Below are 25,331 nucleotides of genomic sequence, written 5' to 3' on the forward strand. Positions count from 1 at the left end.
GATTATGATGGATGGATGAATGAACCAAAAGTACCATTCTTTCTTTCATCCAGTCATTTTTCCCTAGAACATACTAAAAATATATTAGTTAGGAAGTTGATCTATGCGCAAGTGCCTTGGTTATATCACGATTTCCCTCTTAGTTCCCGTATTGATCCTTTTCATTTTCCTTTCCTATCAGGAATGGTCCTTAGCGCAATCTCCCTATCATGTACTTGACGAGCGAATTCCCATTGATTCGGTAGAACTGTCTCAGACCAGTTACATGAAGGCTGCAAATGGAAAGGTCATCAGTGAAATTTCCACTGGTGAAAAAAGGACCTACCTAAAACTTGAAGACATCCCCCTTTTCCTGGAAAACCTGTTCATCGTTACAGAGGATCAGAAATTTTATGATCATGCAGGCGTTGACCTATCCGGCATAAGCAGGGCGCTTCTTATCAATTCACAAAATAAAACAATCGAACAAGGCGGCAGTACCATTACCCAGCAACTGGCCAGGAATGCTTACCTTTCACATGATAGGACGTATAACCGAAAACTTAGTGAAATCCTTTACGCCTATCAGTTAGAGCGAAAAAAATCAAAACCGGAAATCATGGAGCTATATTTGAATGCCATATATTTCAGTAATGGAGCCTATGGAATTGAAGCTGCCTCCCAGTATTATTTCAGTAAACCGACTGGGGAGTTGTCCAAAGCGGAACTTGCCTTCCTTGCAGCGATCCCTAATAATCCCGAAAACTACAATCCTCTTAAACATTTTGATGAGACGAAAAAGAGGCAGGAGAGATTACTGAAACAAATGGTAGCCGAAGGTGATTTAGAACAGACCGAGTATGAAAAACTCATCAAAACTACGATTAAATTAGACTTGTCCACCTCGGTCGACTTATATCCCGATTACGTGACGTATGTTCATCAGGAATTGAAAAACCTGGTGGCATCCTCTGAAGGTCTCACCAAATCTCTGCAAAGTCCTGATGTCGATATACGTCAGCAGGCGGAAGTAGAACTGAATAAAAAGGTCGAAAAGCTTTTGAATTCCGGTGTAACCATCCATACCGCACTCGATACCAAGCTGCAAACCCAGTCCAAGACTGCTGTACAATCAAAAATCGGTGTCAATGATATCGAAGGAGCTTTAGTGGTTATACAGCATCATACGCACGAGCTTGTCTCTTTGATTGGGGGAAAGGATTATAAAAAAAATTCTTTCAATCGGGCATACCAAAGTTATAGGCAGCCAGGTTCAGCCATAAAGCCACTTCTCGATTATGCTCCCTATATTGAAGAAACGGGTGCTGACATCAATCAGCTTGTAAGTGGAGCGAGCTATTGCAGCAATAGCTATTGCCCAAAGAATTATAGCGGTGACAGTTATGGGATGGTCACACTAAGGACAGCCTTCGCTCAATCCTATAATACACCCGCCATAAGGCTTTTTGAAAAGACGGGTATGGAGACTAGTTTCAAGTACCTGGAAGCTTTCGACTTTAAAAAAGTGAGCAAAAAAGACCACCATACGAGTTCGGCCATAGGCGGGTTCGAATATGGCATGAGTCCCCTTGAACTGACAAATGCCTATACTTCCTTCAATGACGGAAACTATCAGCCAGCGCGGGCCATTATTAAAATCACTGATCAAAAAGGTGAAGTCCTTTATAAATGGAACGACAACTCCAAGGAGATATGGAACAAAAGCACCGTAGCCAAGATGCGGCAACTTCTCCATGAAACAACGCTTTCCGGGACAGCCCGCAAAGCCTACTTTCCCACAGATTATATCGGCGGGAAAACCGGTACGACCAATGATGTGAAAGACATGTGGTTTGTCGGCCTGACAGCAAACTATACAACAGGCGTTTGGATTGGGAGGGACAAGCCATCCAATCTGCAATCCATTTATTCACATACACCCCATGTACTGATTTGGAAAGATATCAGCCAGACTGCCGAGTGAAAAAAAGAAGGTGCCATGATGGCACCTTCTTTTTTTTCTATATGGGAAGACTTGCAATAACGCTGTTATAAAGCTTCAATCCCGCATAAGCGACTATTGAAATCAAGGCAGCCCAAACGAAGATTGGAAAGAAAACCAATCCGACAAGCCTGGACAAATTCAGGCTCGGGCTTAACTTATTGACAAAATAAATTAAGGCCACGACATTCGTTGCGATAAAGATAGAACCAAGCCCGATGATGAATTGGACACTGAACAATGAACAGGCACCGCCAATGACATAAATGACAGACCCCCTTCTTACACTGTTCAGTGCTTTACCTTCCGAATCTTTGGAAAAGAATAATAAGGACAGCTCCAATATAGTATCGGAAATCAACTTCAATGCGGCAAAAACCATAAAGAATAATAGCAGCAATACGATCAGCAGCGCCAGCTTAATGCCCGCTTCAGAAAAAAACTCCAGCATCCCTTGGTAGATTCCCAAATTCCCAAATAACTTGAGCATCTGCATTTCCCCATAAATGGCAAAGGAGAGGCTGAACAATAGGATTGAAATGATTGGAAGGTAGCTAAGTAAATATGTGTTTTTCATGATTTCTCCATCCATGTATCTTTTATCCTATATTATGCTAGATAATCCACCATTTCACAATGGATACTCTACTAATTCACCCTTGAAAAACTTTTAAATTAAATTTTTCAGGTCGATTTCCTCTCCTTTTCTACCTATATATAAAACTCCATTTTAGTCGGCCTTCACTGTTTTTAAAGCCATGCAAACCCACAAAAATTGCGTTATACTTTTAAGCGAGACAAGTATTCGATAAAAAAATTCATAATCAACGAAGATTTCCTAACGTCTAGGATTGCGTGAAAAAAGCATAATAAGACGAATGACTTCGTTTTAAAAAGGGGGGAGTTTATGTCTTTACTTCATTGGGCGGTATTATCACCGTTTCTATTAGCACTTATTGTACCAATATTATACAAACTATTTCGACAAATACATACAGGTTGGTTTGTATTGATTTTACCGATTCTCCTTTTCACCTATTTTTCAAGTTTCATTTCCTTGACCAAACGAGGGGATATCATTACAGAAAGGGCTGCATGGATTCCTTCTCTCGGAATTCATGTTGATTTCTATGTGGATGGACTAGGGCTTTTGTTCGCCTTGCTTATCACAGGGATAGGTTCACTCGTCGTTCTGTATTCGGTTTTCTATTTATCGAAAGAGAAAGAAAAGCTGAACCAATTTTACGTCTTCCTTTTGCTTTTCATGGGAGCGATGCTGGGCGTCGTCCTTTCCGATAATCTGATTGTCCTTTATTCGTTTTGGGAATTCACGAGTTTATCCTCATTTTTATTGATAGGATATTGGAATGAAAGGGAGCGTTCACGTTATGGGGCGCAGAAATCCCTGTTGATCACTGTGTTTGGAGGCTTAAGCCTGCTTGGAGGCATCATTCTCCTTGCCATTATGGGGAACACATTCAGCATACGTGAATTGATAGCACAAAGTGGGGAACTTATGGACCACCCGCTCTTCACTCCTGCCCTTTTGCTTGTGCTGCTTGGTGCGTTCACTAAATCCGCACAGTTCCCGTTCCATATCTGGCTACCTGACGCGATGGAAGCTCCGACACCAGTCAGCGCTTACCTTCATTCCGCTACAATGGTCAAGGCCGGAATTTATTTGGTTGCCCGATTAAGCCCTGTTTTTGCAGAATCCGGAATATGGTTCTGGCTAGTTTCGATTGCCGGATTGATCACCCTGTTCTGGGGCTCATTCTCTGCAATCAAACAGACAGATTTAAAGGGGATTCTCGCTTTTTCCACCATCAGTCAGCTCGGATTGATCATGTCGCTTTTGGGGCTTGGAGCGGCGGCACTCCACTATGAATCTTTAGGGGAAAATATATACTTGGCAGCCACGGTTGCAGCTGTATTCCACTTGATTAATCATGCGACCTTTAAAGGCAGCCTTTTCATGGTTGCAGGCATCATTGATCATGAAACCGGTACGCGTGATATCAGAAAGCTTGGCGGATTAATGCAGTTGATGCCGATTACTTTCACCGTCGCCGTCATAGGTGCTTTCTCAATGGCTGGCCTTCCACCCTTCAATGGTTTTTTAAGCAAGGAAATGTTCTTGGCCAGCATGGTGGATGTATTGGAACTGAATATCTTCAATATGGAGACATGGGGGACGCTGTTTCCTGTGCTGGCATGGGTCGCCAGTGTATTCACTTTTATATACAGCATGATTGTCGTGCTCAAACCCTTCACAGGCAAACTTCAGTTAAACCTATTGGACAAGAAACCCCATGAGGCACCGATCGGGATGTTGATTTCTCCAATAATCCTTGCTTCGTTGGTGATCATTTTCGGCATTTTTCCAAACTTGCTATCTTCGTCAATCATTGAACCGGCGGTAGCTGGCATTCAGCCAAGCTTGGTGGGTCCGGATTTCCAAGTCCATATCGCCTTCTGGCATGGATTCCAACCCGAATTATGGATGACGGTCGGCATCATTGCATTTGGAATCATTTTATACAAGACGTTTCCGAAGTGGCAAAAGATCCATCAGTGGATGCCTGAACGTTTATCCCTGAATGCTCTGTATGATAACGGGCTAAGAGGGCTCGAACGCTCGGCATCCTCCGTCATGAAATTTTTAATGACAGGTTCGATCCGTACATATTTGCTTTCGATATTCCTATTCTTCATTCTTTCATTGGGCTTTACGCTCTATTGGAAGGATGCATTTAAATTGGATACAGGAAATTTAGCTCCGATCGGCTTATATGAATGGGTATTAGCGGCGATTACCGTGATTGGCTCGATCGCCATTCTGTTTGCAAGATCCCGTTTGACTTCCATTATCATCTTAGGAGCGGTCGGTTATACGATTTCCCTATTTTTCGTTTTGTTGCGGGCACCGGATTTAGCCCTGACTCAACTTGTCATCGAAACGATTTCTGTATCACTGTTTTTGCTCTGTTTCTTCCACCTTCCGTTAATGGCAAGCAGAAAGGAAGAACGGATGACATTCAGGTTGAATAATGCCCTGATATCCATTGGTGTAGGAGTCATGGTTACATTGATTGCCTTATCGGCACATAGCAATAAACTATTCGACTCCATATCAAGTTACTACCTTGAAAATGCTTATAAGGAAGCAGGCGGAAAGAACGTCGTAAATGTCATTCTCGTTGACTTCCGCGGACTTGATACGATGTTTGAAATCACTGTCCTTTCGATCGCTGCGCTTGGAATATTCGCGATGATCAAATTGCGTTTGACAGGGGGGAAAGATAAATCATGAAGCAAAATGACCTGATTCTCCAAACGGTTACGAAGGTCGCCGCCTTTGTTATCCTGCTTTTTGCAGTAGCCATCTTTTTAGGGGGGCATTATTCGCCAGGAGGCGGGTTTGTCGGCGGCTTAATGACATCAGCCGCCATAGTCCTGCTGTTGCTCGCTTTCGACATTAAAACCGTCACAGGCATCCTGCCGATTGACTATAAGTTAATGATTGGTTCAGGCTTGTTCATATCAAGCCTGACTGTTGCCGGCGGGTTAGTGTTCGGGGTGCCGCTCATGACACATGTATATCAATATATCGATTTGCCTCTGCTTGGGCACATCTCGCTTCATACTGCGGTACTTTTTGATCTGGGTGTTTATCTTGTGGTTGTTGGTGTAACGATGACCATTATTCAAACGATAGGGGAGAGTGAATAATGGAACTTTTAATGGCCATTGTCATTGGAATACTATTTATGTGTGCGACCTATTTAATGCTTTCAAAAAGCATTTTAAGAATCATAATCGGTACTGGGCTGCTCAGTCACGGCGCCCATCTTTTGATTTTGACGATGGGCGGTTTGAAAGGCGGTTCCGTTCCATTGCTAAGTGATGATGTTACAACCTATGTTGATCCGCTTCCGCAAGCGCTTATCTTGACGGCCATCGTCATCAGTTTCGGAGTCACATCATTTCTGCTGGTTCTTGCTTATCGGACCTACCAGGAACTCGGAACTGATGATATGGAAGAAATGAGAGGTACGGAAGCGAATGAATAATCTTACTTTCATGCCTGTTTTATGGCCGCTTTTCACAGGCATACTTCTCATTTTCTTTGTAAAAAAAATTAAGCTACAAAGAGGAATCTCTCTTTTTTCCTCTCTTTTCGGAATCGTTATATCCCTTTATCTAGTGTTCTCGGTTCATACTCAAGGGATCTTGACTCTCGGTGTCGGTAGCTGGGATGCCCCGTTCGGAATCGTGATCGTCGCAGACATGCTTTCTTCACTGTTGGTCCTGACCACGAATATCATTGGATTGGCCATACTGATTTACTCGTTTTACTCCATAGGTGAAGAACGTGAAAGACACTATTATTATCCTGTATTTCAATTTTTGCTGATTGGTGTAAACGGTGCCTTCCTTACGGGGGATCTTTTCAATCTATTCGTCTTCTTTGAAGTCATGCTGATGGCTTCTTACGTGCTGCTTGTACTGGGAGGGACGAAAGTACAACTGAGGGAATCATTGAAGTATATCATCGTCAATGTGCTTTCCTCTTCCTTTTTCGTCATCATGGTGGCGTACCTTTATTCAGTTCTTGGCACATTGAACATGGCGGACATCAGCAAGAGGATAGCGGAAGTCAACCAGCCTGGAATCATCTCGGTGATAGCAATTGGCTTCTTGATCGTCTTCGGTTTGAAGGGAGCCATTTTCCCGCTCTTCCAATGGCTGCCTGGGTCCTATTATGCTCCACCCATCCCAGTGATCGCACTATTCGGGGCATTGCTGACAAAGGTAGGGATATACTCCATTTTCAGGACCTATACACTCATGTTTTATCATGACCAGGATTTCACCCATACTTTCCTTGCGATACTTGCGATCTTGACCATCATCATCGGTGTCATAGGAGCGATAGCTTATTGGGATGTTAAAAAAATCATCATTTACAATATCATCATCGCCGTCGGGGTTATCATTTTCGGCATCTCGATCATGAATGGGCAGGCATTATCAGGCTCCATTATATATATCATTCATGACATGCTTATCAAGGCTGCGCTCTTCCTGCTGGTTGGCATCATGATCAAAATCAGCGGATCGGATGATTTACGTGATATGGGTGGCTTGATCAAGCAATACCCTGCACTTGCATGGACCTTCTTCATAGCTGCCATATCATTGGCGGGAATTCCACCGTTCAGCGGATTTGCCGGCAAACTCCTGATTCTTCAGGGAGCTGCAGAAAAAGGTGCCTACTTTGGGATGGCCGTTGTCTTGATTTCAAGCTTGATGGTCCTATACTCGGTTATGAAAATATTCATGAATGGTTTCTGGGGAACTCCAAAAGCTGATTATGCCTTATCTAATAATACGGTAAATAAAATGCTGGTTCCTGCCGTCCTCCTTGTTATCATTTCCGTTTTATTCGGAGTAGGAACAGAATCGATTTACCCATTCATTACACAAGCTGCAGATACATTAATGAATCCCGATATATATATCAAAGCGGTTTTAAAGGAGTAGTGCCTGATGTCATTCCAAATTTTACTGAATGTGTTCCTTGCGGTTATCTGGATGTTTTTGAAAAATGAGTTTAACGGGAGCACTTTTATCATCGGATATGTATTGGGGCTCGGCATCATGTTCGTCTTCCGTCATTTTTTCAATGATCGTTTTTACCTGAACAGGGTGAATGCCGTCGTTCTATTACTGCTCATATTCGCAAGGGAACTCATACTTTCCAACGTTAGCGTCCTTAAGGTCGTGCTTAAACCGAGTCTGGATATGAGACCTGGCATATTCGCATTCGAGACTGTGCTGACTAAGGATTGGGAAATTACGATACTATCGAATTTAATTACACTGACACCAGGAACACTTGTCGTTGAAGTATCGGAGGATAATCGGATTCTTTATATCCATGCGATGGATATTGCCGATAAGGATGAAGCCGTGGACAGCATTAGAAATACATTCGAAAAGGCGATCATGGAGGTGAGCAAATAATGTTCGATCTAATACTTAAAATCGCGTTGCTCGGTGTTTCGCTTTCCATGATTGGATTCTTATACCGTTTAATCAAAGGGCCTTCCGTACCGGATCGGGTCGTCGCACTCGATGCGATGGGAATAAACCTAATAGCAATCGTTGCACTTGCCTCCATTGTCATGGATACAAGCGCTTATCTGGAAGCCATTCTACTGCTCGGAATCCTATCTTTCATAGGAACGGTCGCGTTCGCCAAATTCCTTGAGAAAGGGGAGATTATCGAAGATGACCGCAATCGTTGAAATCCTATCAGCCCTATTCCTATTAATGGGGGTCTTTCTCTTTTTAGTCTCGGCTTTCGGAATCATCCGGCTGCCCGATGTCTATACAAGAAATCACGCTGCCTCAAAAAGCTCGACACTTGGGATCATGTTCATCCTGATTGGCACCTTGTTATATTTCTATTATAAGCATAGCCATTTCGATTTCCGGGTCGTGCTCGCGATCATCTTCATCTTCATGACCAGCCCAGTTGCCGGGCATTTAATCAATCGCTCGGCTTACCATTCAGGCGTTAAAATGTGGGATCGGAGTGTCCAGGATGATTTAAAGAAAATCCGGTGATTCCCTGCCATTGCAAAAGAGCTGCCCTGTTTAACAGGAGCAGCTCTTTTCTGTCTCAATCCTTTAAATATACCTGGTCCCCTAAACTGATTTCACCTGTTCGTATGACCGAGGCGTATACACCAAAATGATTGTTCCTTTCCTTGACGACAGTTTTCAAGAGTGATGGATCTCTATGGGAATCGCTTGGATCAACTGTTATGATCATACAACGCTCACAATGCCTTTTGATTTCCAGTTCAACATCTTCCCCGATCAGAATCCTTTTTCCGAACCATCGCTCTTCTAAAAAGGGCGTTTTGTTCTCTAAAGATAGCACCAAATTGGGCCTGAATCTTCTGCCATCCACTTCTCTTCCCCAAAGCTTCGACAATTCGCCAATCGAGGCATCACTGACTAGCAGGATGTTTTCTTCTTCAATCGCACCGAACGGGATATGTGCTGGCGGATAAACAACGGATGTTGCCTCCTGATTTAACAACCGTTCCATTTCCTCCCGAAAGGCTTCCTCTCCCCATGTCAGCACGTTTCCTGAAGGGGTCTTCACTTTTATTTCCGGATATTGGTCAAGTGTTTCCTCACCAGAAAAAACAGCTTGATAGCGGACCATCTCCGGGACTTGGGTTATCGTCAGGAACTTCCCATTTTTGTCTTTAAAGGCATGACTGCGATCTCCATATAGTCCATAATCCATCACCCTTGTTTTCTGTACCTGTTCACCAGTGAAAGATTTTACAGGATGACGGGTGATTTCCTGTATATGACCAACCAGCATAAAATAACTCCTTTTCATACAATAGTCTACTGCCATATTATACGTAAACCGGAAACTGTAGAATCAAAATAGTGAACCGGCTGTAAAATCATTACGTCACCTCAAAGCGATCGTTCCCTGATTCACTTCGGTAAGTCGATAACGGCCAATGTACAGCGTGAAATGCAGATAAGATTATCCTCTTCATCACGGATTTTCACGTCCCATACCATCGTCGTCCTCCCGCGATGGATGATGTTCCCTTCGGCGGTAACAATACCGGAACGGACGCCCCTTACATGATTGGCATTGATTTCAAGGCCCACGACAGCTTGTTTTTCACTGTCTACAAGCTGCATCCCGCCAAAACTTGCAACGGATTCCGCAAGGGCAACGGACGCTCCCCCATGCAATAAACCATATGGCTGCCTGGTACGTTCATCCACCGGCATCGTCGCAATGACTTTCCCGTCACCGCTTTCTTTCATGTCTATCCCAAGCGTGCCTATCAACGAATTTTCAATATTTCTCTCCATCCCCAATACCCCCAACTCTTATGTTTTTTCCTACAACGAATGATTCAGAAAAAGTGAATCACTATTCATAATAGTATACAAAAAAAGGATGACCCAAGTCTATCAAGTCATCCTTCAATAATGTGAATTGTATTATTTCGAGAGAATTTCTTTTAATTCAAACCAGTTTGTCAGTCTTGGGATATCCAATTCCCTGTTATAGGAGTTATCAATTGCATACACTTTCGTTGGAATATCCAATAAAGTTTCCAGGACTGCCGGTTTATCATCAAAATAATAATCCAATTCCAATTTGCGAATCGTATCAATTTTTTCATGATCCTTCATACCACAGTAAAAATGGTCATCCTTAACCGGAAAGCCGTTTTCAATCAACCATTTTTTCGTCCGTTCACCATGCTCCGATTTTCTAGCGGTGATGTAATAGATCTCATGACCATCTCGTTCAAGCTCCTGCAGCGTTTCCACCGCTCCCTCGAAGGTTGGACAGGATGAATAATACACTTCCTCGGCAAGGCTGTTCCACATCTTGCCCCCAGCCTCTTTATCAAGCCCGAAAGCTTCATGGATCTCTATTGTCTTTAATGCTTTGAATTTCGTTAACTCTATGTTCTTATTAAGCTTTTCATTATAAAGATGGAACGCGAACTCCCTCAAATTAATAAGGGTATCGTCAATATCAAAACCGAATTTCATATCTTTCACTCCTCTTTAAACATAAGCGGCGGCAAACTGTGATGCGAAGGAAATTTCCTTGTCCACCTGAATGGCCTGTAATCTTTCAATTTCGGCTCTTCTTTCCGGTTCAGCCATTTTTAATCCAAGGAATCCAATATCCCCCTGCATGATGCATCGTTGAATAAGCTCGGCTAATATATCGGCATCTTTCATGGCACAATTGAGTCCGAATGCACCTGTAGGTGTCATCGTATGGGCTGCATCACCTAATAATGCAACACCATCCTTTGTCCACGTTTCACAGTAGCTGCTGTAAACATCCAATAAAATGAAGTCATGCCAAGAGCTGATATTTTCACACACGACCTTTTTTAATTCAGGAAATGCAAAAAGTAAATCTTCAATGAATGGATCAAATGGCTGTTTTCGCAAATGGGGAAATGACCCATGTTCTATATTCCATCCAATTTGGATGAAACCTCCAGCCTGAGTGAAGAGGGCAACCTGGGAGCCATTGACCAATGCCATCTTGATCGATGGCTTCCATCCTTCTGGAGCAGGAATCTTTGCCCACAGTAAATCATAGCCATGATTTTTAATCACGACTGGTATCCCGGCTTTTTTTCGAACCATGGAAAATCTGCCATCCGCTCCGATTACCAATGAACTTTGCACTTCCAGATCATTTCCGCCCTTTCGAGCCTTGACACCCGTAAACCGGCCCATTTCATTCTGAATCAGGTCCGTAACCCTCGTATTCATCATCAATTGAAAAGAATCCAGCTTTTCAGCTTCATTCAATATAGCTGTAAGCAGATGATTTTGAGGGACATGTATCCCAACATGGTCTATAGGAAATTCCGGGAAAATTCTTTTAAATAGTTGGCCGTCATTCCAATATTCAATTTGTTCCATCCTAAGCAAGCCAAGCCTTTCCACGTCCTCGAATAAACCGTGCTTTTTAAGAATGGCCTCTCCTTCATCGTTCAGGAACTCGCCCCGGAACTCCCTGGCAACTTCAGAATGCCTCTCAAGCAGGACGACTGAAATGTCCTGCTTGGCCAATAGGTAAGCTAGCAGCGCTCCTCCTGGTCCTGATCCGACTATGCATACATCTGATTTAACCAACATGCCTCTTCACCTGTTGTCTATTTTAATTTAGGATAAGCCGTTATGCGTATGTCTTCACCAAACGTGTCCACGCCAGAGAAGGCAACATCCATCGCTTCATCCATAGTATCTACATTCATTCCAGTATACGGTGTTAGTGAGTTTCTCCCACCCAATAGTTTAGGAGCTATATAAATCAAGTATTTATCGATGAGCCCCGCCCTTAGGAAAGAGGCATTCACTTCACTTCCACCTTCCAGCAAGACATCCGTAATCCCCTTTTTATACAGCTCTTCCATCAAGGTCCTTAAATTCAGGCCCGTATCGTTTTTGGGGACGAGAATGAATTCGACTCCTTTTTCACGTAAAGCCGCCATTTTTCCCGCAGGTGCTTGATCATGCGTTACGATCATGGTTTTCGCATCTGATACCTGGACAACATTGGCTTCCATCGGAACACGTAATTCACTGTCTAGAATGATTCGGATCGGATTTTCCCCTCCGCCCTCCGGAAGTCTTGTCGTCAGTGATGGATCATCGGCCAAAACAGTCCCAATACCAACGAGAATGGCATCCACCTCATCACGCAGCAAATGAACGGAATGACGGGATTCTTCTCCTGTTATCCATTTTGAATGGCCTGTGTGGGTTGCAAGTTTTCCGTCAAGGGTCATCGCATACTTCGAAATGACAAATGGACGGCTCGTCAACATATTGTGAATGAAACGCTCATTCAGTCTTTGCGCTTCCTTCTCCAGGACGCCAACTTCCACTTCAATGCCCGCATTCCTAATGATGGATATCCCTCTTCCTGCAACTTCCGGATTGGGATCTTGTGTAGCCACCACAACCCGCCGGACACCTGATTCTTTCACTAAATTTGCACAAGGAGGTGTCTTACCATAATGGGAACACGGCTCAAGAGTCACGTATAGCGTTGCACCTTCTGCATACTCACCCGCCATTTTGAAAGCATGGACCTCAGCATGCGGCTCACCCGCTTTACGGTGGATTCCTGTACCGGCTATCACACCGTCCTTAACTATGACTGCACCGACCACTGGATTTGGATTCGTCTTTCCTTTAGCACTGGCCGCCAAATCCAATGCCAGCTTCATGTAATATTGATCATCATTCATACTATGGCTCTCCTTATACAATCAAAGTTGGCTTCTTGTGGGGAATATGTCCTGACTTCTTAACCTTTGTATCCAGATAGAAGCTATTATCTTCCGTCAAACCGCCCCAAAGTGGGATATGGTCCTTTGCCGCAAGTCCATGCTTCATAAGGGCATCCAACTTTTTGGGGTTATTCGTAATTAAAGTAACCGGCTCCTCACGCAGTTCCCTCAACACTCGAATGGCTCCCTCGTAAGATCGCGTATCGTCTTCGAATCCTAACGCCTGATTCGCCTCTACCGTGTCATACCCTTCCTCCTGAAGCAAATATGCAAGAGATTTGGAAAACAGGCCGATCCCTCTTCCTTCATGGTCCGCAAGGTAAAAAATGGCCCCGCACCCATGCTCGGCTATCATCTTCATCGATTGGTGGAGCTGGTAGCCGCAATCGCAGCGTTTACTGCCGAAGATATCACCTGTGTGACAGATGCTATGCATCCGGACGAGTGCATCCCCCGACTTTTCAAAATCTCCATACACCAATACGGAGGATTGCTGTCCAAAAGCAAGGTTAGCTTCCGAAAGCGATTCAAGCACCGCTTCCTTGTCATTATCCATGCCATCAAGCTGGAGCCACGTATACCATTGGAAAACCGTTGAGAAATCGCCTTGTTCGACAGGCAGGTTCACTGGCCCCACAAGGCAAATATCCGCCTTTCCCGGGGTTTTGAGGATTTTCATTTTATCTATTAAAAGGTCTTTTGTTTGCTGGGTTATTTTCATGTTAACATCACCTATTTTATAATTTATAGTGTGCCTTCTCCTTACTTTAGGTAAGTAAGTATATTACTATACACTATACCTGTCAATGAAGCAGTTTACAAATAATAGTGTGTCTTTGATCATAATTTTCAAGAAGTTTTTTTGCAAAAGAAAGTCATTCACAAACCGCTATCATATCGGCTGGCCTTTATACATATTTTAACGTATAACGAAAACGTGTCTATATACAGACTTAAGGAAAGGAAGGAAACCTTTTGGAGGATTTCCCTTATTTTTTGTATGACCCCATCCTATTTCCACCTCACGCCGGGGCAATGGATATGAATCGGGAGCGGGGAGGAACATTCCGTCCATACTCGGCAACCAATCCAGATCAGCTAGTTAAATCGGCAAAGACATCACAATCTTTAATGCTTGATGTAAAAAAAGTCATGGATACTTTAGCCACATCCAAGCCTTTTTCAAACCGGCTGATGACTGCTGCCCAAGCATCGAAAATGAGTGTCGTGATCGATATGATCCGAAAGTTAGGAATTAAGAACGAACCTGATATCACGTATAACCCCGATGGGATCCGTTTTGATTTCTATCCTAAAGCAGAGGAAGAAAATTGTCATATCATCGTCAGCTTGAAATGGAGGGATGTATAACGTCCAACACCTTTTTGGTAAAAAAACCGAAGCCTTTTTTCGGCTTCGGATATTTTGGGTTCATCTCGTTTTCGTTTCAAAGGTCTCAACCAATAGTGCAAGCGTTCGTGCCATGACACCGGTAGCCCCCGCCGTGCACAATTCGGAGCTGCTCGAGGTTGTGGATGTTCCGGCAATATCCAGATGGACCCATGGAGTATCTTCGGCAAATTCGCCGATGAAGGCCCCACCCATGATCGCATGCCCTGCCCCGCCAGGTGAATTATTCAAATCGGCTATTTTACTATTGCGTACCCGCTCTTTATCCTTTTCAGTAATCGGCAATCTCCAAATGGGCTCCCCGGCCTCCTCTGAGGCTTTGACCACTTGTTCATAGAATTCCGTGTCATTGGTCATCGCACCCGTCATATCCATGCCCAAAGCCGTTATGACACCACCCGTTAGAGTAGCAACGTCAATAAGATAGTCAGCACCATGATGTTTAGCGTAAGTCATGGCGTCCGCCAAAACAAGCCGGCCTTCCGCATCCGTATTCAATACCTCTATCGTCTTGCCGCTCATGGCAGTGATCACATCATCTGGCTTGAATGCATCACCGCTGATCATGTTATCAGTGGACGGAATGACAGCCACGACATTTTGATCCGGTCCTAATTCCCCGATAATTTCCATTGCACCTAAAACAGCTGCCGCACCGCCCATATCCGTCTTCATTCCAACGATTCCGGCCTTCGTTTTCAATGAGTATCCACCTGTATCGAATGTGATGCCTTTACCGACCAACCCGATAACATCCTTCCATTCATCTTTACCTTGATACTTCAGGACGATCATTTTCGGAGGCTCGACTGAACCTTGATTGACAGCAAGGAGGGCGCCCATACCCAACTTGAGCATATCTTCCTTCTCCAGGATCTCCACTTCAAAGCCATATCGTTCACCCAAGGCAGATGAATATTCCGCCATATCCGTGGAAGTCAACAAATTGCCTGGTGTGTTAACCAATGTTCTTGCTGAATTCGTCGCCCTTCCGAATATTCTGCCTACATGAAGTGCGGCCCCGACCTCTTCATTATCCGATTCACTGTAAACCGTAATCGATTCAATGTTTTTTTCGACCTGGTTCGATTTTTGCTTGTATCCGTCAAATTTATAGGAAGCAAGTTCAAAGGCCTCTGAACAAGCATGGGCTACATCCAATGCATCCAGGTTTTCAGTCGTGAATGTATCCAAAGCAATCGAAAGCGTCGTAAGCTTGGATTCTTTAATCGTTTTACGGGCTTTCCCCAACGCTTCGCGCATCGTTTCAAAGGAAAGCTCCTTTTCCTTGCCCAACCCTACAAAAATCAATCTCTTTACGCCTAATTTACCTAATGTATGTATTTTAACTACTGATTTTTTCTTGGAAGAGATTTCTCCCGCTTTAACTAACTCTGTTAACTGACCGTCCAATCGTTCATCGGCTTCTTTCCCTATGCCTGTGAATTTTACGGGTTTGTCAAATATGCCTAGAATCAGGCATTCATCAATCAAATCTATATTCAAGGAATCTTTAACTGTAAACATTCTGCTACCTCCTTCATTCGATTACCTTCATTATAACGAAATTTTCCAAAATTTTCGAATAAGGCCCCTTAAAATAATAATAACAAGGGATATTGTTTAGAATGGGTGACTTTAGAGTAATAGTATAAGAAAGATCATATTTTACTTATAACCAGCAGGGAATCGACAGGACCGAATTGAACTAATAATAATAAGGGCCTTGTACCGAGCAGGATTTTTTATTTACCCATATATGGATTTCATCGTTACTCATAACTAGAAAGAAGGCTGATACTCTTGGAATTATTTCTCAACTTCCCTTTAATTGCAGCATTGATTGCCATTTTCTTTGCTCAATTCATTAAAGTGCCCATCCACTTCATAGCTTTTCGTAAGGTTAACTGGTCACTTCTTAACTCCACAGGCGGTATGCCCAGCTCCCACTCTGCGGCCGTGTCAGCTCTAACAGTAGCAGTAGGGATTGAAACCGGAATGGATTCTCCTGTATTTGCCGTTGCCGCGATCTTTGCCATCATCACGATGTTCGATGCGACAGGAGTGAGACGGCAGGCAGGAGAACAGGCAGCCGTCTTGAACCAGCTCGTCACGGACTTCAATACATTTGTCGAGCAAGCAAAAAACTGGCAGAAAAAAGCAGAAAAGCAGAAACAGCAACAATTAAAGGAACTGTTGGGCCATAAGCCAATCGAGGTATTTTTCGGAGCCTTGACCGGAGTTTTCATTGCACTGGCACTTCACTTTTTCATCTTTCAAGGGTAGGTGGTCAATTTGAAAATAATCTCTCTTTGCCCCAGCAATACGGAACTCTGCACATATCTAGGGATTGAAGATCAGCTGATTGCTATCGATGACTATTCCGATTGGCCCGAAACCATACAGCACCTTCCTAAGGTGGGGCCCGATTTATCGATTGATATCGATCATGTAGAATCACTGAAACCCGATTTGGTGCTCGCTTCCCTGAGTGTACCGGGTATGGAAAAAAATATTGAAGGATTAAAAGAACGGAACCTCCCTCATATCATCTTCAATCCGCAATCACTTGAAGATATAGCAAAAGATTTGCTGATCCTGGGCGAAGCCACGGATCTTAATGATAAAGCAGCAGAACAGGCTGCTAAATTCCGTGAGGCCATCCTTCAATATAAAAACGTCGCCGATAAAATCGAAACGAAGCCGTCCCTATATTGGGAATGGTGGCCAAATCCCTTATTCAGCCCTGGGGGAGTTAACTGGTTAACCGAGATCAGCCTTCTTGCGGGAGGATATAATCTTTTCGAAGATGTGGACATGGCAAGCATTCAAGTCACTTCCGAAGAGGTCCGGAAAAAGGATCCCGACCATATTTGCTTAGCTTGGGTCGGTGTACCTTTACGAAAAGTGAATCCGGCGCTTGTCAAGAAACGAAAAGGGTGGACCGATATGAAGGCAGTCCGGGATAACAATATCCACATCATGGAAGAACCCTTATACTGTCGGCCTTCCCCCCGTTTACTGGATGGTCTTTCAAAATTGGCAAAGACTCTTCACCCTGAAGCATACAACGGCTTGGGCTAAGGGATTTCAAATGAACGTGATATCAAAAAGGCTGCCACAATCTCGGGGCAGCCTTTTGACCTTCGCTGGACTTTATCCATCATTTCATTAAAAAGCAAAGGATGATACATTATCGTTCAATGTTTTTTCAGCGATTTTAGGCTTGAAAACCTGCCTGATCCTGGTTTCGTTCAGCTTTTTTAACTGTTCTTCAGATAATTCGCCGTTCCCTTTTTGCACAACATATACTTCAAGGGTTTTCTTTCCCCAGTTCTCGTACACGTCTTGTACCGTTTCGTAGTATAGATCCAGGTGATTGCCTTTGATCGCGCCACCCTTGTCCGCTACAACCCCATATCCATAGCCCGGAATCCAAAGGATGGTTCCGAGAGGGAATACGGCAAGATCAGCTGCAATGGTGGAAAACAGATCCCTTTTCACCTTCACCCCTGAATAAGTGATTCCATAAGATGGGCTCTCCGGGAACTTTCCGGTTGATTCATACCCTGCTGTATATCCTGTAGCCAAAACTTCGTGCTTCGGGTATTTAGAGAGCTCGATTGCCTCCGCTATCGTAGTTGGACCATTGCTCATGGATGCGGATGCCACTAGCGTTGCCACTTGGCCACCACTATGGATGGCTTTGTATTCGAGACCAAGCATTCGATTTTGTCTCATCGCCTCTTCAAAGAGATGATTGTCAGACTCAGCTCCAAAAACATGATTTAAGGTTGATTCGATGGCCAAGATAAATAATATGATAATAGCAACCCTCAAAAATAATGCCTTTACAATCTTCATATGTAATAGTTCCACTCCTCTCACAAGGATATTTGTTCCCTTTCCCGAGTGAAAGTATTCATAAAGAATGAAAACAACCATTTTTTCTTACAAATAAGGACCTCCATTAATGAAGGCCCTTCCCAATTCAAAACATTTGATATCCTTTATTCCTTAAAACCCTAATGACCACACCAGCTAAAATCGCGCCAAGAAGCCCACTCGATAAAATCATGATATCTGCCATATGTAAAGATGTTAGGTTCGTTCCAAGATGTGAAAATGATATTCCCGGATTTCTGAAATATTCTATTAGCTTTGTTTCATTGACAATGATGATGAAGACGATTGGAAATAAGATGACCATGATCCACGAAGAACGAAAGAGCATATTCAGCAAAAAGCCAATTCCGAAAAACAGGATGAAAAATAAGAGTATTGAGATAATTAAAACAGGCAATGGCATGTTATTCTTGACCCTCCTTAAAAGCGACACCTTTAGTTTACTGAAAAAATAATTGCTACGTCAACGACTTATACCAAATAATACCGAAGAAAAGATAATTACCCAAATCACATGAATAATTTATAGGATGTATAGCCAAATTGATCTCCAGGATTCAACCCGTCAAGCATCGTCTGCATTCTTTCCTTTTTAAACGCTAAAAGCTGTTCCAATAGTAAAGATTGCTTCCCCTCCTGCACGAGTAATTCAGGGTCATGAAATTTAGCTTCATATAATTCATCCAATTGAGCGGTGACCTCAAAACTGAGCGGTTTAAGTAAAAATACTAACATATTATCACTTATTTCCCCTTTGATGACTCCACTTCTCACTCCTACAATACCTTCGATTTCTGTATGAATACCCGTCTCCTCCAACACTTCCCTTACGACAGCTTCATCAACGGTTTCATCATTTTTGACAAAACCAGCCGGAAGCGACCACTGCCCTTTCAATCCGCCATACCTTTTGTTCACGACAAGCCACTCACCTTTATCAGATATCACAAGGCCGGACACTGCCAGCCAAACATTTTTGCATCGTTCCACCAAAAGCCACTTCCCCTACATTCATTATAAGCAGTATAAACTCCAAACCGCATAAGAACATACGATGATTTTAAAGCTGTCATCCTTATCCCCATTATATTCCACATACGAAAGGTGCATACTCCCCGCTTTCATGGCACACTCATCGAGAGAACCCAAGAAAAAGCCATTCAGGGAATCCCCAAATGGCCATTATTTATGATTTAAAAAATTAAAGGACGTTGAATTTACCTTTTTTAGCAACCAGGGAAGCTCCGCCAATCATTAACAATGCTCTGTTATCGACCATTTTCTTCATGAATGATGCCGTCTTACCTGTAACTTTCTTGCCGAATACAACACCGATCGCATTGTCTTCACCAAGTGAACATACCGTTCCTTTGTTTTCGAAAGTGAACGTTTCAAGGTCGCTTTCGTTACGAACCAATTTAGTCAGGTTCTTCGCAATGACCTCACCTTGTTGCATGGCGATTTGTGCAGTTGGTGGATATGGACGATTAATTTCTTCGTTGATGATCAAAGCGCAATCCCCTACGATGAAAATATCGTCATGACCAGGTGCACGCATGTCAAGGTTCACTTTGATACGTCCACGCATAGCTTCAAAACCAGAAGCCTCAATCACGGAGTTACCACGTACGCCAGCTGCCCATACAACGGTTCCCGCCTTGATTTCTTCCACTTCATCTTCGCCTTTTGCCACGATGATACCTTCAGGAGTTGCCCCCTTGATCGGTGTACCGATTTTGAATTCCACACCTTTTTTCTCAAGGTAAGAAACTGCATAATCCACCAATTCCGGATCGAAGCCAGGAAGGACGGCTGGTGCTGCCTCCACACAGTACATACGAACCTTTTGGAAATCGATGTCATATTCTTTACAAAGTTCAGGAACACGATTAGCTAATTCGCCAAGGAACTCGATACCCGTAAATCCTGCTCCGCCAACAACGATCGTCAATCGGTCTTCATTCTTCTCGACTTCAGAACTGTACGTAGCAAATTGCAATTGGATATGGTCACGGATTTTACGTGCAGTGTTCACATTGGAGATGGAGAAAGCATATTCTTTTAGCCCTTGGATCCCGAATGTTTCCGATTCCGGTCCAAGTCCAATCACTAGGTAATCATAAGAAATTTCGCCGTTTTCAAGGATGACTTTTTTGTCTTCTGTTTTCACTTCCAAAACAGAATCTTGGATGAATTTAACTTTGCTGCCGTTAATGACACTTTTGATTGGATAGCGCACACGATCATGATGAAGCGTTCCAGCAGATGCTTCATGCAGCCATGTTGTTTCATAGTGGTAATCATTTTTGTTAACTAATACGATTTCTGCTTCATTTTGACCTAATGCCTTCTGTAAGCGAGTAACGGTCATCAATCCACCATAACCTGCTCCTAAAACAACGATAGTTGGCTTTTTCAAAAGTATTCGTCCACCTTTACGATATTTTCTTGTGATGCTTTCCATAACTAAAATCTATTGTGTATCTTATTAATTTCCATTATAAAAAGCACTCTTATACATTTGTGACGTATTTCACGTAACAATTCGTAATTGTAATAAAAAATTCATAAAAATTTTACCAAATGATGTCTAAGTAAATATTAGTCTTTTTCCATACCTTTTTCAAGTAACAAACTGAACTTTTTAGCGTTAAAATAAAGCTAAAAAACGTTACTTTTCACCCGGTTACTGACCATATTTTTTCTATATGTTCAATCATGGTAAAGAGTATTTTTACCCACTTATAAAAGAGGGTGAACAGTATTCATCATGTGACTGCTCATATATAGTCAAAACTTTCTCACTTTTCTAATCTTTCTCCGCTTTTTAAAAGATCATCTATGTTAAAATAAAAGAATAAATTTCAGCAAACCTAGTATATCGGAGGGATAACGTTGGAAGTTAATGAAAAAGTTTATGATATTACCATCATTGGCGGAGGCCCGGTTGGATTATTTACTGCATTTTATGGCGGTATGAGACAGGCATCCGTAAAAATCATCGAGAGCTTGCCACAATTAGGCGGACAATTGTCGGCCCTTTATCCTGAGAAATTCATCTATGATATCGCAGGTTTCCCAAAAGTGCGTGCTCAGGAGCTAGTGAATAATTTGAAAGAACAAATGGCAAAGTTTGAACAAGATGTTGTCTTGGAGCAAGCCGTTCAAGAAGTGGAAAAGCAAGCCGACGGAGTTTTCAAGTTAACGACGGATAAAGAAATCCATTACTCCAAAACCATTATCATCACAGCTGGAAATGGGGCTTTCCAACCCCGCCGCATCGAAATTGATGATGCAAAAAAATATGAAAGCAGCAACCTTCATTATTTCATCGACGACCTCAATCATTTTGCTGGCAAAAAAGTGGTGGTATTCGGAGGTGGGGATTCAGCAGTGGACTGGGCACTTATGCTGGAACCGATCGCCGAGAAAGTGAGCATCATTCATAGAAGAGATAAATTCCGTGCCCACGAACATAGTGTAGAAAACCTTAAACATTCAAAAGTTGAAATAAAGACTCCTTACATACCTTCAGAATTGATTGGTACAGACGGCCGGATCAATACAGTTGTCATCAAGGATACAAACGGTGAAGATACAGAGACGATGGAGGTAGATGCAGTCATCGTCAACTACGGCTTCGTTTCCTCCCTTGGTCCCATCAAGGAATGGGGACTTGATATCCAGAAGAACAGTATTTTGGTGAATTCCAGAATGGAAACGAATATCCCAGGAATTTATGCAGCGGGTGATATCGCAACATATGATGGCAAGGTCAAATTGATTGCAAGTGGTTTTGGTGAGGCACCCACTGCCGTCAATCACGCCAAGCAATATATTGACCCAAAAGCAAAAGTCCAGCCAATGCACAGTTCTTCCATGTTTTAAAATTACGCAAAAAAACCCGGCTTTCGTAGCCGGGTTTTTTTGTCCCCAATTCCATGATTGTGGATAACTGTTTTTCATTAGTTATCCACAGTGCTTAACCTTGTTATTCTAAGGGTAGAGAGTAGGAGAAGACTTGAAAGGAGAATGCACATATATGAATATTTTAGTTGCTGGAGCCAATGGAACGACCGGAAAGCAGATCATTGGGGAATTATCAAAAAATCCACAAATGAATGTATTCGGAATGATCCGGAAAGAGGAACAGGCTCAAACGATAAAAGAACTCGGTGGGCATCCAATTCTTGCAGATTTAGAGGGAAATGTGGATAAAGCAGTGGATAACATGGAAGCCATCATTTTCGCAGCCGGATCTGGACCAAAAACGGGACCGGATAAAACGACGGCTGTGGATAAGAATGGGGCGATTAAACTAGTTGATGCCGCCAAAAAGAAAGGGATCGAACGTTTTATCATGTTAAGCTCTGTAGGTACTGATGATCCGGAACAAGCCCAAGAAGGAATGCGCCATTATCTTGAAGCAAAACATGATGCCGATGAACATTTAAAAGCAAGCGGGCTGACATACACGATTGTCCGGCCGGTTGCATTGACAAATGAACAAGCTGTCGGAAAAATCTTTGCTGAAGAAAAAGTGGACCATGCCAACAAATCCATTCCAAGAGCAGATGTCGCCTCCGTTCTTGCCCAATCAGTCACAGCGGAAAATACGTTCAATAAGACATTCGAGATTTTCAGCGGTACCTTTCAAATCAAGGAAGCCCTTAACAATATTTAAAATAGGAAATAAGCATGAAAAAGGGGGGCACTTGTTAAAGTGCCCCCCTTTATAAATGAACCAGTTTGTTAGCAGTTCTCTGGCGTACCGGCGTTTTTTGCCGTTTTGAAGGAAGACCCGCAACCGCATGAAGCGATGGCATTTGGGTTTTCGATCGTAAAGCCTCCGCCCATCATCGTTTGTTTATAATCAATTACCGTTCCTTTTAATATATCGGCATCCCCGTTATCAACAAGGATTTTTATTTCAAACTGTTCCAGCTGGCTATCTTTTTCTCCGGGCTCTTCTTCAAAACCCATTCCGTAGGATAATCCACTGCAGCCCCCGCCTTTAACGGCCACTCTTAAAAAGGAACCCTCTTCACCATTTTGTTTCATCATTTCTTTTATCTGAAAAGCAGCAGCTTCCGTTATTTGAACAACTTCACTCACAATAAACCCCTCCTTCTTAAGATATGTGAGATAGAACTATTTCTCTTTATAGTATATACCAAAGAATTTCCCACGCTCAATTTTCCAGCTTGAAAAAACTCATATTCCCGCACTTATTTTACCCATTTACGGATTACCTGGCTATATAGAATCAACCAAACAAAGGAACAAGAAGGAGGATTCTTGAGATTCACACTTAAGGAATATGAAGCATCCTATTTAAAGGGGACTTGGACTTCAGCGTACTCAGGCATCTGAAGCCAGAATCCTCTAACTCGCTGGAGACATTTCAAAAAGGACAGGGAATGACAAGGCTGTCCCAAGAGGAGCAGCCTTTTTATTCGCCGTTGATGACTACATTTCAAATTCATCAATGAACTTATATATTTTATCTACCAATTCATCCGTTGTGTCGCCGGAAACCACTTCACCGTTTACTAGTGCATATAAGTTACTGGAGCATTTGCCGCAATATCCCAAACAACCATATTCTATGATATCTAAATTTGGATCCCTCTCCAATCTTTCCAGAGCCTCTTGAGCACCGCTGGCTAGATTGCTTACGCAAAATTCAATAATCGGGTACATTGTTTCACCTCACAGTTACTAACAAATCATCTTATTACTTTTCCCAGTTACAGTCAATATTTACGCATAAAAAGTAAGCTGATTTCAAGATATCGGTTGTGATTTCCTTTTATATTCGTTATACTTTTGTCGGGGTACGTAAAAAAAGAAAATTATCTAATTTTTTATTCTTACTACTAATTGGGGTATATATATTTAATTAAACTTTAAAAGGGTTCATTTGGGGGAATCCTATAGTTGGATACTTGTTATACAAGTGAAGCATTTTTCAAATTTTTCAAGAGATCAAATAAAGGGGAAAATCATATGAAGAATTTAGTCATACTTGGTGGTGGGTATGGTGGTATGCGCATGTTGCAAAGATTGCTGCCTAATCAGCTGCCTGAAAATGTGAGCATCACGCTTATCGACCGTAATCCTTATCACTGCTTAAAAACGGAATATTATGCTTTAGCAGCAGGTACCATTCCTGATCAGCACATCCGTGTTGCATTTCCTGAACATCCTCGCTTGAAGAACGTATACGGAGAAGTACTTTCCATCGATATGGAAAATAAACAGGTCATTATAGAAAACCAAGATCCTGTCGTTTATGATGATTTAGTCATTGGCCTTGGCTGTGAAGATAAATACCACAATATTCCTGGAGCAGACACACATACCTATAGTATCCAAACAATCGATAAATCACGCAGCACATATTCAGCTTTGAATAATTTGGGTGCAGGTGCAACCGTTTCTATCGTTGGTGGCGGACTTAGCGGTGTTGAGCTAGCAAGTGAATTAATTGAAAGCCGTTCAGATTTGAACGTTAAGCTATTTGACCGTGGACCGCATATACTATCTGCTTTCCCAGAAAGATTAAGTACCTTTGTCGAATCTTGGTTCGATAAACATACAATCGAAATCATCCATCATTCAAATATAACCAAAGTTGAGCCAAACCTTCTTTATAATGGTGACGAAGCCGTTCAAAGTGACGTCATCGTCTGGACAGCGGGAATTCAGCCAAGCAAAATCATCCGCGATATGGATATTGAAAAAGATCGTCAAGGAAGAGCCGTTCTGACTCCTCAGCATTTCCTTCCTAATAATGACAGCATCTTTGTGGTCGGCGACTGTGCGAGCCTGCCTCATGCACCTAGTGCTCAATTGGCGGAGTCCCAAGCTGAACAAATCGTCCAAGTCCTTGTGAAGAAATGGGCAAATGAACCACTTCCGGAAAGCTTCCCTACAATGAAATTAAAAGGAACATTAGGTTCCCTTGGGAAGAAACAAGGTTTTGGTCTTGTTGCAAATCGCCCAATCACCGGTAGAGTGGCACGCCTGATGAAATCAGGCATTCTCTGGATGTATAAATACCATAACGGTTGATTCCAACCCATCCATGCTACATTTCCATAAACTGGCCCAATGAGCTGCATGCAGCTCATTCA

Annotated in this window: 28 protein-coding genes; 14 read left to right on the forward strand and 14 right to left on the reverse strand. The window is 42.7% G+C overall.

Annotation, left to right across the window (positions count from 1 at the left end; all coding sequences use genetic code 11):
* Nucleotides 1-103: 103 nt before the first annotated feature.
* Nucleotides 104-1,963, forward strand: coding sequence for a transglycosylase domain-containing protein (locus QUF78_RS25095; RefSeq protein ID WP_289326822.1), 1,860 nt, complete (start codon nucleotides 104-106; stop codon nucleotides 1,961-1,963).
* 37 nt (nucleotides 1,964-2,000) lie between these two features.
* Here QUF78_RS25095 and QUF78_RS25100 read toward each other — a convergent pair whose 3' ends face one another.
* Entirely contained in the window at nucleotides 2,001-2,558 is a 558-nt protein-coding gene (locus QUF78_RS25100) for a DUF5366 family protein (RefSeq protein WP_289326823.1), read from the reverse strand.
* A 330-nt stretch (nucleotides 2,559-2,888) separates the two neighbouring features.
* Here QUF78_RS25100 and QUF78_RS25105 point away from each other — a divergent pair, with 330 nt between their 5' ends.
* Genes QUF78_RS25105 through mnhG form a run of 7 tightly spaced genes read left to right on the forward strand, consistent with a single transcriptional unit; the run spans nucleotide 2,889 to nucleotide 8,617 of the window.
* Nucleotides 2,889-5,294: a Na+/H+ antiporter subunit A gene (locus tag QUF78_RS25105; RefSeq protein ID WP_289326824.1), complete on the forward strand. Its 2,406-nt coding sequence runs from the start codon at nucleotides 2,889-2,891 to the stop codon at nucleotides 5,292-5,294.
* Entirely contained in the window at nucleotides 5,291-5,713 is a 423-nt protein-coding gene (locus QUF78_RS25110) for a Na(+)/H(+) antiporter subunit B (protein ID WP_289326825.1), read from the forward strand. The genes QUF78_RS25105 and QUF78_RS25110 overlap by 4 nt, the downstream gene beginning before the upstream one ends.
* Nucleotides 5,713-6,054, forward strand: a complete 342-nt coding sequence (locus QUF78_RS25115; RefSeq protein WP_289314532.1) for a Na(+)/H(+) antiporter subunit C — start codon at nucleotides 5,713-5,715, stop codon at nucleotides 6,052-6,054. The genes QUF78_RS25110 and QUF78_RS25115 overlap by 1 nt, the downstream gene beginning before the upstream one ends.
* A complete protein-coding gene (locus QUF78_RS25120) occupies nucleotides 6,047-7,528 on the forward strand; it encodes a Na+/H+ antiporter subunit D (protein WP_289326826.1) in 1,482 nt (493 codons plus the stop codon). Before QUF78_RS25115 ends, QUF78_RS25120 begins: the two co-directional genes overlap by 8 nt.
* Nucleotides 7,529-7,534: 6 nt before the next feature.
* Nucleotides 7,535-8,011: a Na+/H+ antiporter subunit E gene (locus QUF78_RS25125; protein ID WP_289326827.1), complete on the forward strand. Its 477-nt coding sequence runs from the start codon at nucleotides 7,535-7,537 to the stop codon at nucleotides 8,009-8,011.
* Between the two features lie 47 nt (nucleotides 8,012-8,058).
* A complete protein-coding gene (locus tag QUF78_RS25130; protein ID WP_370017115.1) occupies nucleotides 8,059-8,295 on the forward strand; it encodes a Na(+)/H(+) antiporter subunit F1 in 237 nt (78 codons plus the stop codon).
* Nucleotides 8,279-8,617, forward strand: coding sequence for a monovalent cation/H(+) antiporter subunit G (gene mnhG / locus QUF78_RS25135; protein WP_289326828.1), 339 nt, complete (start codon nucleotides 8,279-8,281; stop codon nucleotides 8,615-8,617). The genes QUF78_RS25130 and mnhG overlap by 17 nt, the downstream gene beginning before the upstream one ends.
* 55 nt (nucleotides 8,618-8,672) lie before the next feature.
* On the opposite strand, the gene QUF78_RS25140 is transcribed toward mnhG, so the two are convergent.
* The 6 genes from QUF78_RS25140 to QUF78_RS25165 all read right to left on the reverse strand — a co-directional run bounded on the left by QUF78_RS25140 (nucleotide 8,673) and on the right by QUF78_RS25165 (nucleotide 13,597).
* A complete protein-coding gene (locus QUF78_RS25140; RefSeq protein WP_289326829.1) occupies nucleotides 8,673-9,392 on the reverse strand; it encodes an MOSC domain-containing protein in 720 nt (239 codons plus the stop codon).
* Between the two features lie 122 nt (nucleotides 9,393-9,514).
* Nucleotides 9,515-9,907 carry a hotdog fold thioesterase gene (locus QUF78_RS25145; RefSeq protein ID WP_289326830.1) on the reverse strand — a complete coding sequence of 131 codons (393 nt, stop codon included), beginning with the start codon at nucleotides 9,905-9,907 and terminating at the stop codon, nucleotides 9,515-9,517.
* A gap of 132 nt (nucleotides 9,908-10,039) precedes the next feature.
* Nucleotides 10,040-10,603, reverse strand: coding sequence for a 5' nucleotidase, NT5C type (locus QUF78_RS25150; protein ID WP_289326831.1), 564 nt, complete (start codon nucleotides 10,601-10,603; stop codon nucleotides 10,040-10,042).
* A gap of 15 nt (nucleotides 10,604-10,618) precedes the next feature.
* The gene (locus QUF78_RS25155) at nucleotides 10,619-11,716 is read right to left on the reverse strand and encodes an FAD-dependent monooxygenase (RefSeq protein ID WP_289326832.1); all 1,098 of its coding nucleotides are present in this window, start codon (nucleotides 11,714-11,716) and stop codon (nucleotides 10,619-10,621) included.
* Between the two features lie 17 nt (nucleotides 11,717-11,733).
* Entirely contained in the window at nucleotides 11,734-12,834 is a 1,101-nt protein-coding gene (ribD, locus tag QUF78_RS25160) for a bifunctional diaminohydroxyphosphoribosylaminopyrimidine deaminase/5-amino-6-(5-phosphoribosylamino)uracil reductase RibD (protein WP_289326833.1), read from the reverse strand.
* A 13-nt stretch (nucleotides 12,835-12,847) separates the two neighbouring features.
* A complete protein-coding gene (locus QUF78_RS25165; RefSeq protein WP_289326834.1) occupies nucleotides 12,848-13,597 on the reverse strand; it encodes a GTP cyclohydrolase II in 750 nt (249 codons plus the stop codon).
* Between the two features lie 275 nt (nucleotides 13,598-13,872).
* Between QUF78_RS25165 and QUF78_RS25170 the strand changes: the two genes are divergently transcribed.
* Nucleotides 13,873-14,247 (forward strand): YuzC family spore coat inner layer protein, encoded by a 375-nt coding sequence (locus tag QUF78_RS25170; protein WP_289326835.1) that lies wholly within the window; start codon nucleotides 13,873-13,875, stop codon nucleotides 14,245-14,247.
* Between the two features lie 60 nt (nucleotides 14,248-14,307).
* On the opposite strand, the gene QUF78_RS25175 is transcribed toward QUF78_RS25170, so the two are convergent.
* Complete coding sequence (locus tag QUF78_RS25175) at nucleotides 14,308-15,813, reverse strand: leucyl aminopeptidase (RefSeq protein WP_289326836.1); 1,506 nt, start codon at nucleotides 15,811-15,813, stop codon at nucleotides 14,308-14,310.
* Nucleotides 15,814-16,089: 276 nt separating this feature from the next.
* On the opposite strand from QUF78_RS25175, the gene QUF78_RS25180 reads away from it, so the two are divergent.
* Both QUF78_RS25180 and QUF78_RS25185 read left to right on the forward strand, forming a co-directional pair.
* Nucleotides 16,090-16,572 carry a divergent PAP2 family protein gene (locus QUF78_RS25180; RefSeq protein WP_289314519.1) on the forward strand — a complete coding sequence of 161 codons (483 nt, stop codon included), beginning with the start codon at nucleotides 16,090-16,092 and terminating at the stop codon, nucleotides 16,570-16,572.
* 9 nt (nucleotides 16,573-16,581) lie between these two features.
* Nucleotides 16,582-17,370, forward strand: a complete 789-nt coding sequence (locus QUF78_RS25185; RefSeq protein WP_289326837.1) for a cobalamin-binding protein — start codon at nucleotides 16,582-16,584, stop codon at nucleotides 17,368-17,370.
* A gap of 87 nt (nucleotides 17,371-17,457) precedes the next feature.
* On the opposite strand, the gene QUF78_RS25190 is transcribed toward QUF78_RS25185, so the two are convergent.
* The 4 genes from QUF78_RS25190 to QUF78_RS25205 form a co-directional block, all read right to left on the reverse strand.
* Nucleotides 17,458-18,150 carry a 3D domain-containing protein gene (locus tag QUF78_RS25190; RefSeq protein WP_289326838.1) on the reverse strand — a complete coding sequence of 231 codons (693 nt, stop codon included), beginning with the start codon at nucleotides 18,148-18,150 and terminating at the stop codon, nucleotides 17,458-17,460.
* Between the two features lie 127 nt (nucleotides 18,151-18,277).
* On the reverse strand, nucleotides 18,278-18,595 hold the full coding sequence (locus tag QUF78_RS25195) for a YuiB family protein (protein ID WP_289326839.1): 318 nt from the start codon (nucleotides 18,593-18,595) through the stop codon (nucleotides 18,278-18,280).
* A 107-nt stretch (nucleotides 18,596-18,702) separates the two neighbouring features.
* On the reverse strand, nucleotides 18,703-19,185 hold the full coding sequence (locus QUF78_RS25200; RefSeq protein WP_483313872.1) for an NUDIX domain-containing protein: 483 nt from the start codon (nucleotides 19,183-19,185) through the stop codon (nucleotides 18,703-18,705).
* 208 nt (nucleotides 19,186-19,393) lie between these two features.
* Nucleotides 19,394-20,611 carry an NAD(P)/FAD-dependent oxidoreductase gene (locus tag QUF78_RS25205; protein WP_289326841.1) on the reverse strand — a complete coding sequence of 406 codons (1,218 nt, stop codon included), beginning with the start codon at nucleotides 20,609-20,611 and terminating at the stop codon, nucleotides 19,394-19,396.
* 476 nt (nucleotides 20,612-21,087) lie between these two features.
* On the opposite strand from QUF78_RS25205, the gene QUF78_RS25210 reads away from it, so the two are divergent.
* Together QUF78_RS25210 and QUF78_RS25215 are read left to right on the forward strand one after the other, a co-directional pair.
* A complete protein-coding gene (locus QUF78_RS25210) occupies nucleotides 21,088-22,080 on the forward strand; it encodes an NAD(P)/FAD-dependent oxidoreductase (protein ID WP_289314514.1) in 993 nt (330 codons plus the stop codon).
* A 154-nt stretch (nucleotides 22,081-22,234) separates the two neighbouring features.
* Nucleotides 22,235-22,876, forward strand: a complete 642-nt coding sequence (locus QUF78_RS25215; RefSeq protein ID WP_289326842.1) for an SDR family oxidoreductase — start codon at nucleotides 22,235-22,237, stop codon at nucleotides 22,874-22,876.
* A 68-nt stretch (nucleotides 22,877-22,944) separates the two neighbouring features.
* Here the strand turns inward: QUF78_RS25215 and QUF78_RS25220 are convergent, their stop codons facing one another.
* Both QUF78_RS25220 and QUF78_RS25225 read right to left on the reverse strand, forming a co-directional pair.
* Nucleotides 22,945-23,307, reverse strand: coding sequence for a HesB/IscA family protein (locus QUF78_RS25220; RefSeq protein ID WP_289326843.1), 363 nt, complete (start codon nucleotides 23,305-23,307; stop codon nucleotides 22,945-22,947).
* Between the two features lie 354 nt (nucleotides 23,308-23,661).
* Nucleotides 23,662-23,895: a YuzB family protein gene (locus QUF78_RS25225; protein WP_289314512.1), complete on the reverse strand. Its 234-nt coding sequence runs from the start codon at nucleotides 23,893-23,895 to the stop codon at nucleotides 23,662-23,664.
* 306 nt (nucleotides 23,896-24,201) lie between these two features.
* On the opposite strand from QUF78_RS25225, the gene QUF78_RS25230 reads away from it, so the two are divergent.
* Nucleotides 24,202-25,269 carry an NAD(P)/FAD-dependent oxidoreductase gene (locus QUF78_RS25230; protein WP_289314511.1) on the forward strand — a complete coding sequence of 356 codons (1,068 nt, stop codon included), beginning with the start codon at nucleotides 24,202-24,204 and terminating at the stop codon, nucleotides 25,267-25,269.
* The last annotated feature ends 62 nt before the right edge of the window (nucleotides 25,270-25,331 follow it).

Source organism: Peribacillus sp. ACCC06369 (assembly GCF_030348945.1).
Classification (GTDB): domain Bacteria; phylum Bacillota; class Bacilli; order Bacillales; family DSM-1321; genus Peribacillus.

What these genes read in the sequence shown, in the direction of transcription:
- QUF78_RS25095 (WP_289326822.1), top strand. Translation starts at nt 104, where the DNA reads ATGCGCAAGTGCCTTGGTTATATCACGATTTCCCTCTTAGTTCCCGTA.
- QUF78_RS25100 (WP_289326823.1), bottom strand. Translation starts at nt 2,558, where the DNA reads ATGAAAAACACATATTTACTTAGCTACCTTCCAATCATTTCAATCCTA.
- QUF78_RS25105 (WP_289326824.1), top strand. Translation starts at nt 2,889, where the DNA reads ATGTCTTTACTTCATTGGGCGGTATTATCACCGTTTCTATTAGCACTT.
- QUF78_RS25110 (WP_289326825.1), top strand. Translation starts at nt 5,291, where the DNA reads ATGAAGCAAAATGACCTGATTCTCCAAACGGTTACGAAGGTCGCCGCC.
- QUF78_RS25115 (WP_289314532.1), top strand. Translation starts at nt 5,713, where the DNA reads ATGGAACTTTTAATGGCCATTGTCATTGGAATACTATTTATGTGTGCG.
- QUF78_RS25120 (WP_289326826.1), top strand. Translation starts at nt 6,047, where the DNA reads ATGAATAATCTTACTTTCATGCCTGTTTTATGGCCGCTTTTCACAGGC.
- QUF78_RS25125 (WP_289326827.1), top strand. Translation starts at nt 7,535, where the DNA reads ATGTCATTCCAAATTTTACTGAATGTGTTCCTTGCGGTTATCTGGATG.
- QUF78_RS25130 (WP_370017115.1), top strand. Translation starts at nt 8,059, where the DNA reads ATGATTGGATTCTTATACCGTTTAATCAAAGGGCCTTCCGTACCGGAT.
- mnhG (WP_289326828.1), top strand. Translation starts at nt 8,279, where the DNA reads ATGACCGCAATCGTTGAAATCCTATCAGCCCTATTCCTATTAATGGGG.
- QUF78_RS25140 (WP_289326829.1), bottom strand. Translation starts at nt 9,392, where the DNA reads ATGCTGGTTGGTCATATACAGGAAATCACCCGTCATCCTGTAAAATCT.
- QUF78_RS25145 (WP_289326830.1), bottom strand. Translation starts at nt 9,907, where the DNA reads ATGGAGAGAAATATTGAAAATTCGTTGATAGGCACGCTTGGGATAGAC.
- QUF78_RS25150 (WP_289326831.1), bottom strand. Translation starts at nt 10,603, where the DNA reads ATGAAATTCGGTTTTGATATTGACGATACCCTTATTAATTTGAGGGAG.
- QUF78_RS25155 (WP_289326832.1), bottom strand. Translation starts at nt 11,716, where the DNA reads ATGTTGGTTAAATCAGATGTATGCATAGTCGGATCAGGACCAGGAGGA.
- ribD (WP_289326833.1), bottom strand. Translation starts at nt 12,834, where the DNA reads ATGAATGATGATCAATATTACATGAAGCTGGCATTGGATTTGGCGGCC.
- QUF78_RS25165 (WP_289326834.1), bottom strand. Translation starts at nt 13,597, where the DNA reads ATGAAAATAACCCAGCAAACAAAAGACCTTTTAATAGATAAAATGAAA.
- QUF78_RS25175 (WP_289326836.1), bottom strand. Translation starts at nt 15,813, where the DNA reads ATGTTTACAGTTAAAGATTCCTTGAATATAGATTTGATTGATGAATGC.
- QUF78_RS25190 (WP_289326838.1), bottom strand. Translation starts at nt 18,150, where the DNA reads ATGAAGATTGTAAAGGCATTATTTTTGAGGGTTGCTATTATCATATTA.
- QUF78_RS25195 (WP_289326839.1), bottom strand. Translation starts at nt 18,595, where the DNA reads ATGCCATTGCCTGTTTTAATTATCTCAATACTCTTATTTTTCATCCTG.
- QUF78_RS25215 (WP_289326842.1), top strand. Translation starts at nt 22,235, where the DNA reads ATGAATATTTTAGTTGCTGGAGCCAATGGAACGACCGGAAAGCAGATC.
- QUF78_RS25225 (WP_289314512.1), bottom strand. Translation starts at nt 23,895, where the DNA reads ATGTACCCGATTATTGAATTTTGCGTAAGCAATCTAGCCAGCGGTGCT.
- QUF78_RS25230 (WP_289314511.1), top strand. Translation starts at nt 24,202, where the DNA reads ATGAAGAATTTAGTCATACTTGGTGGTGGGTATGGTGGTATGCGCATG.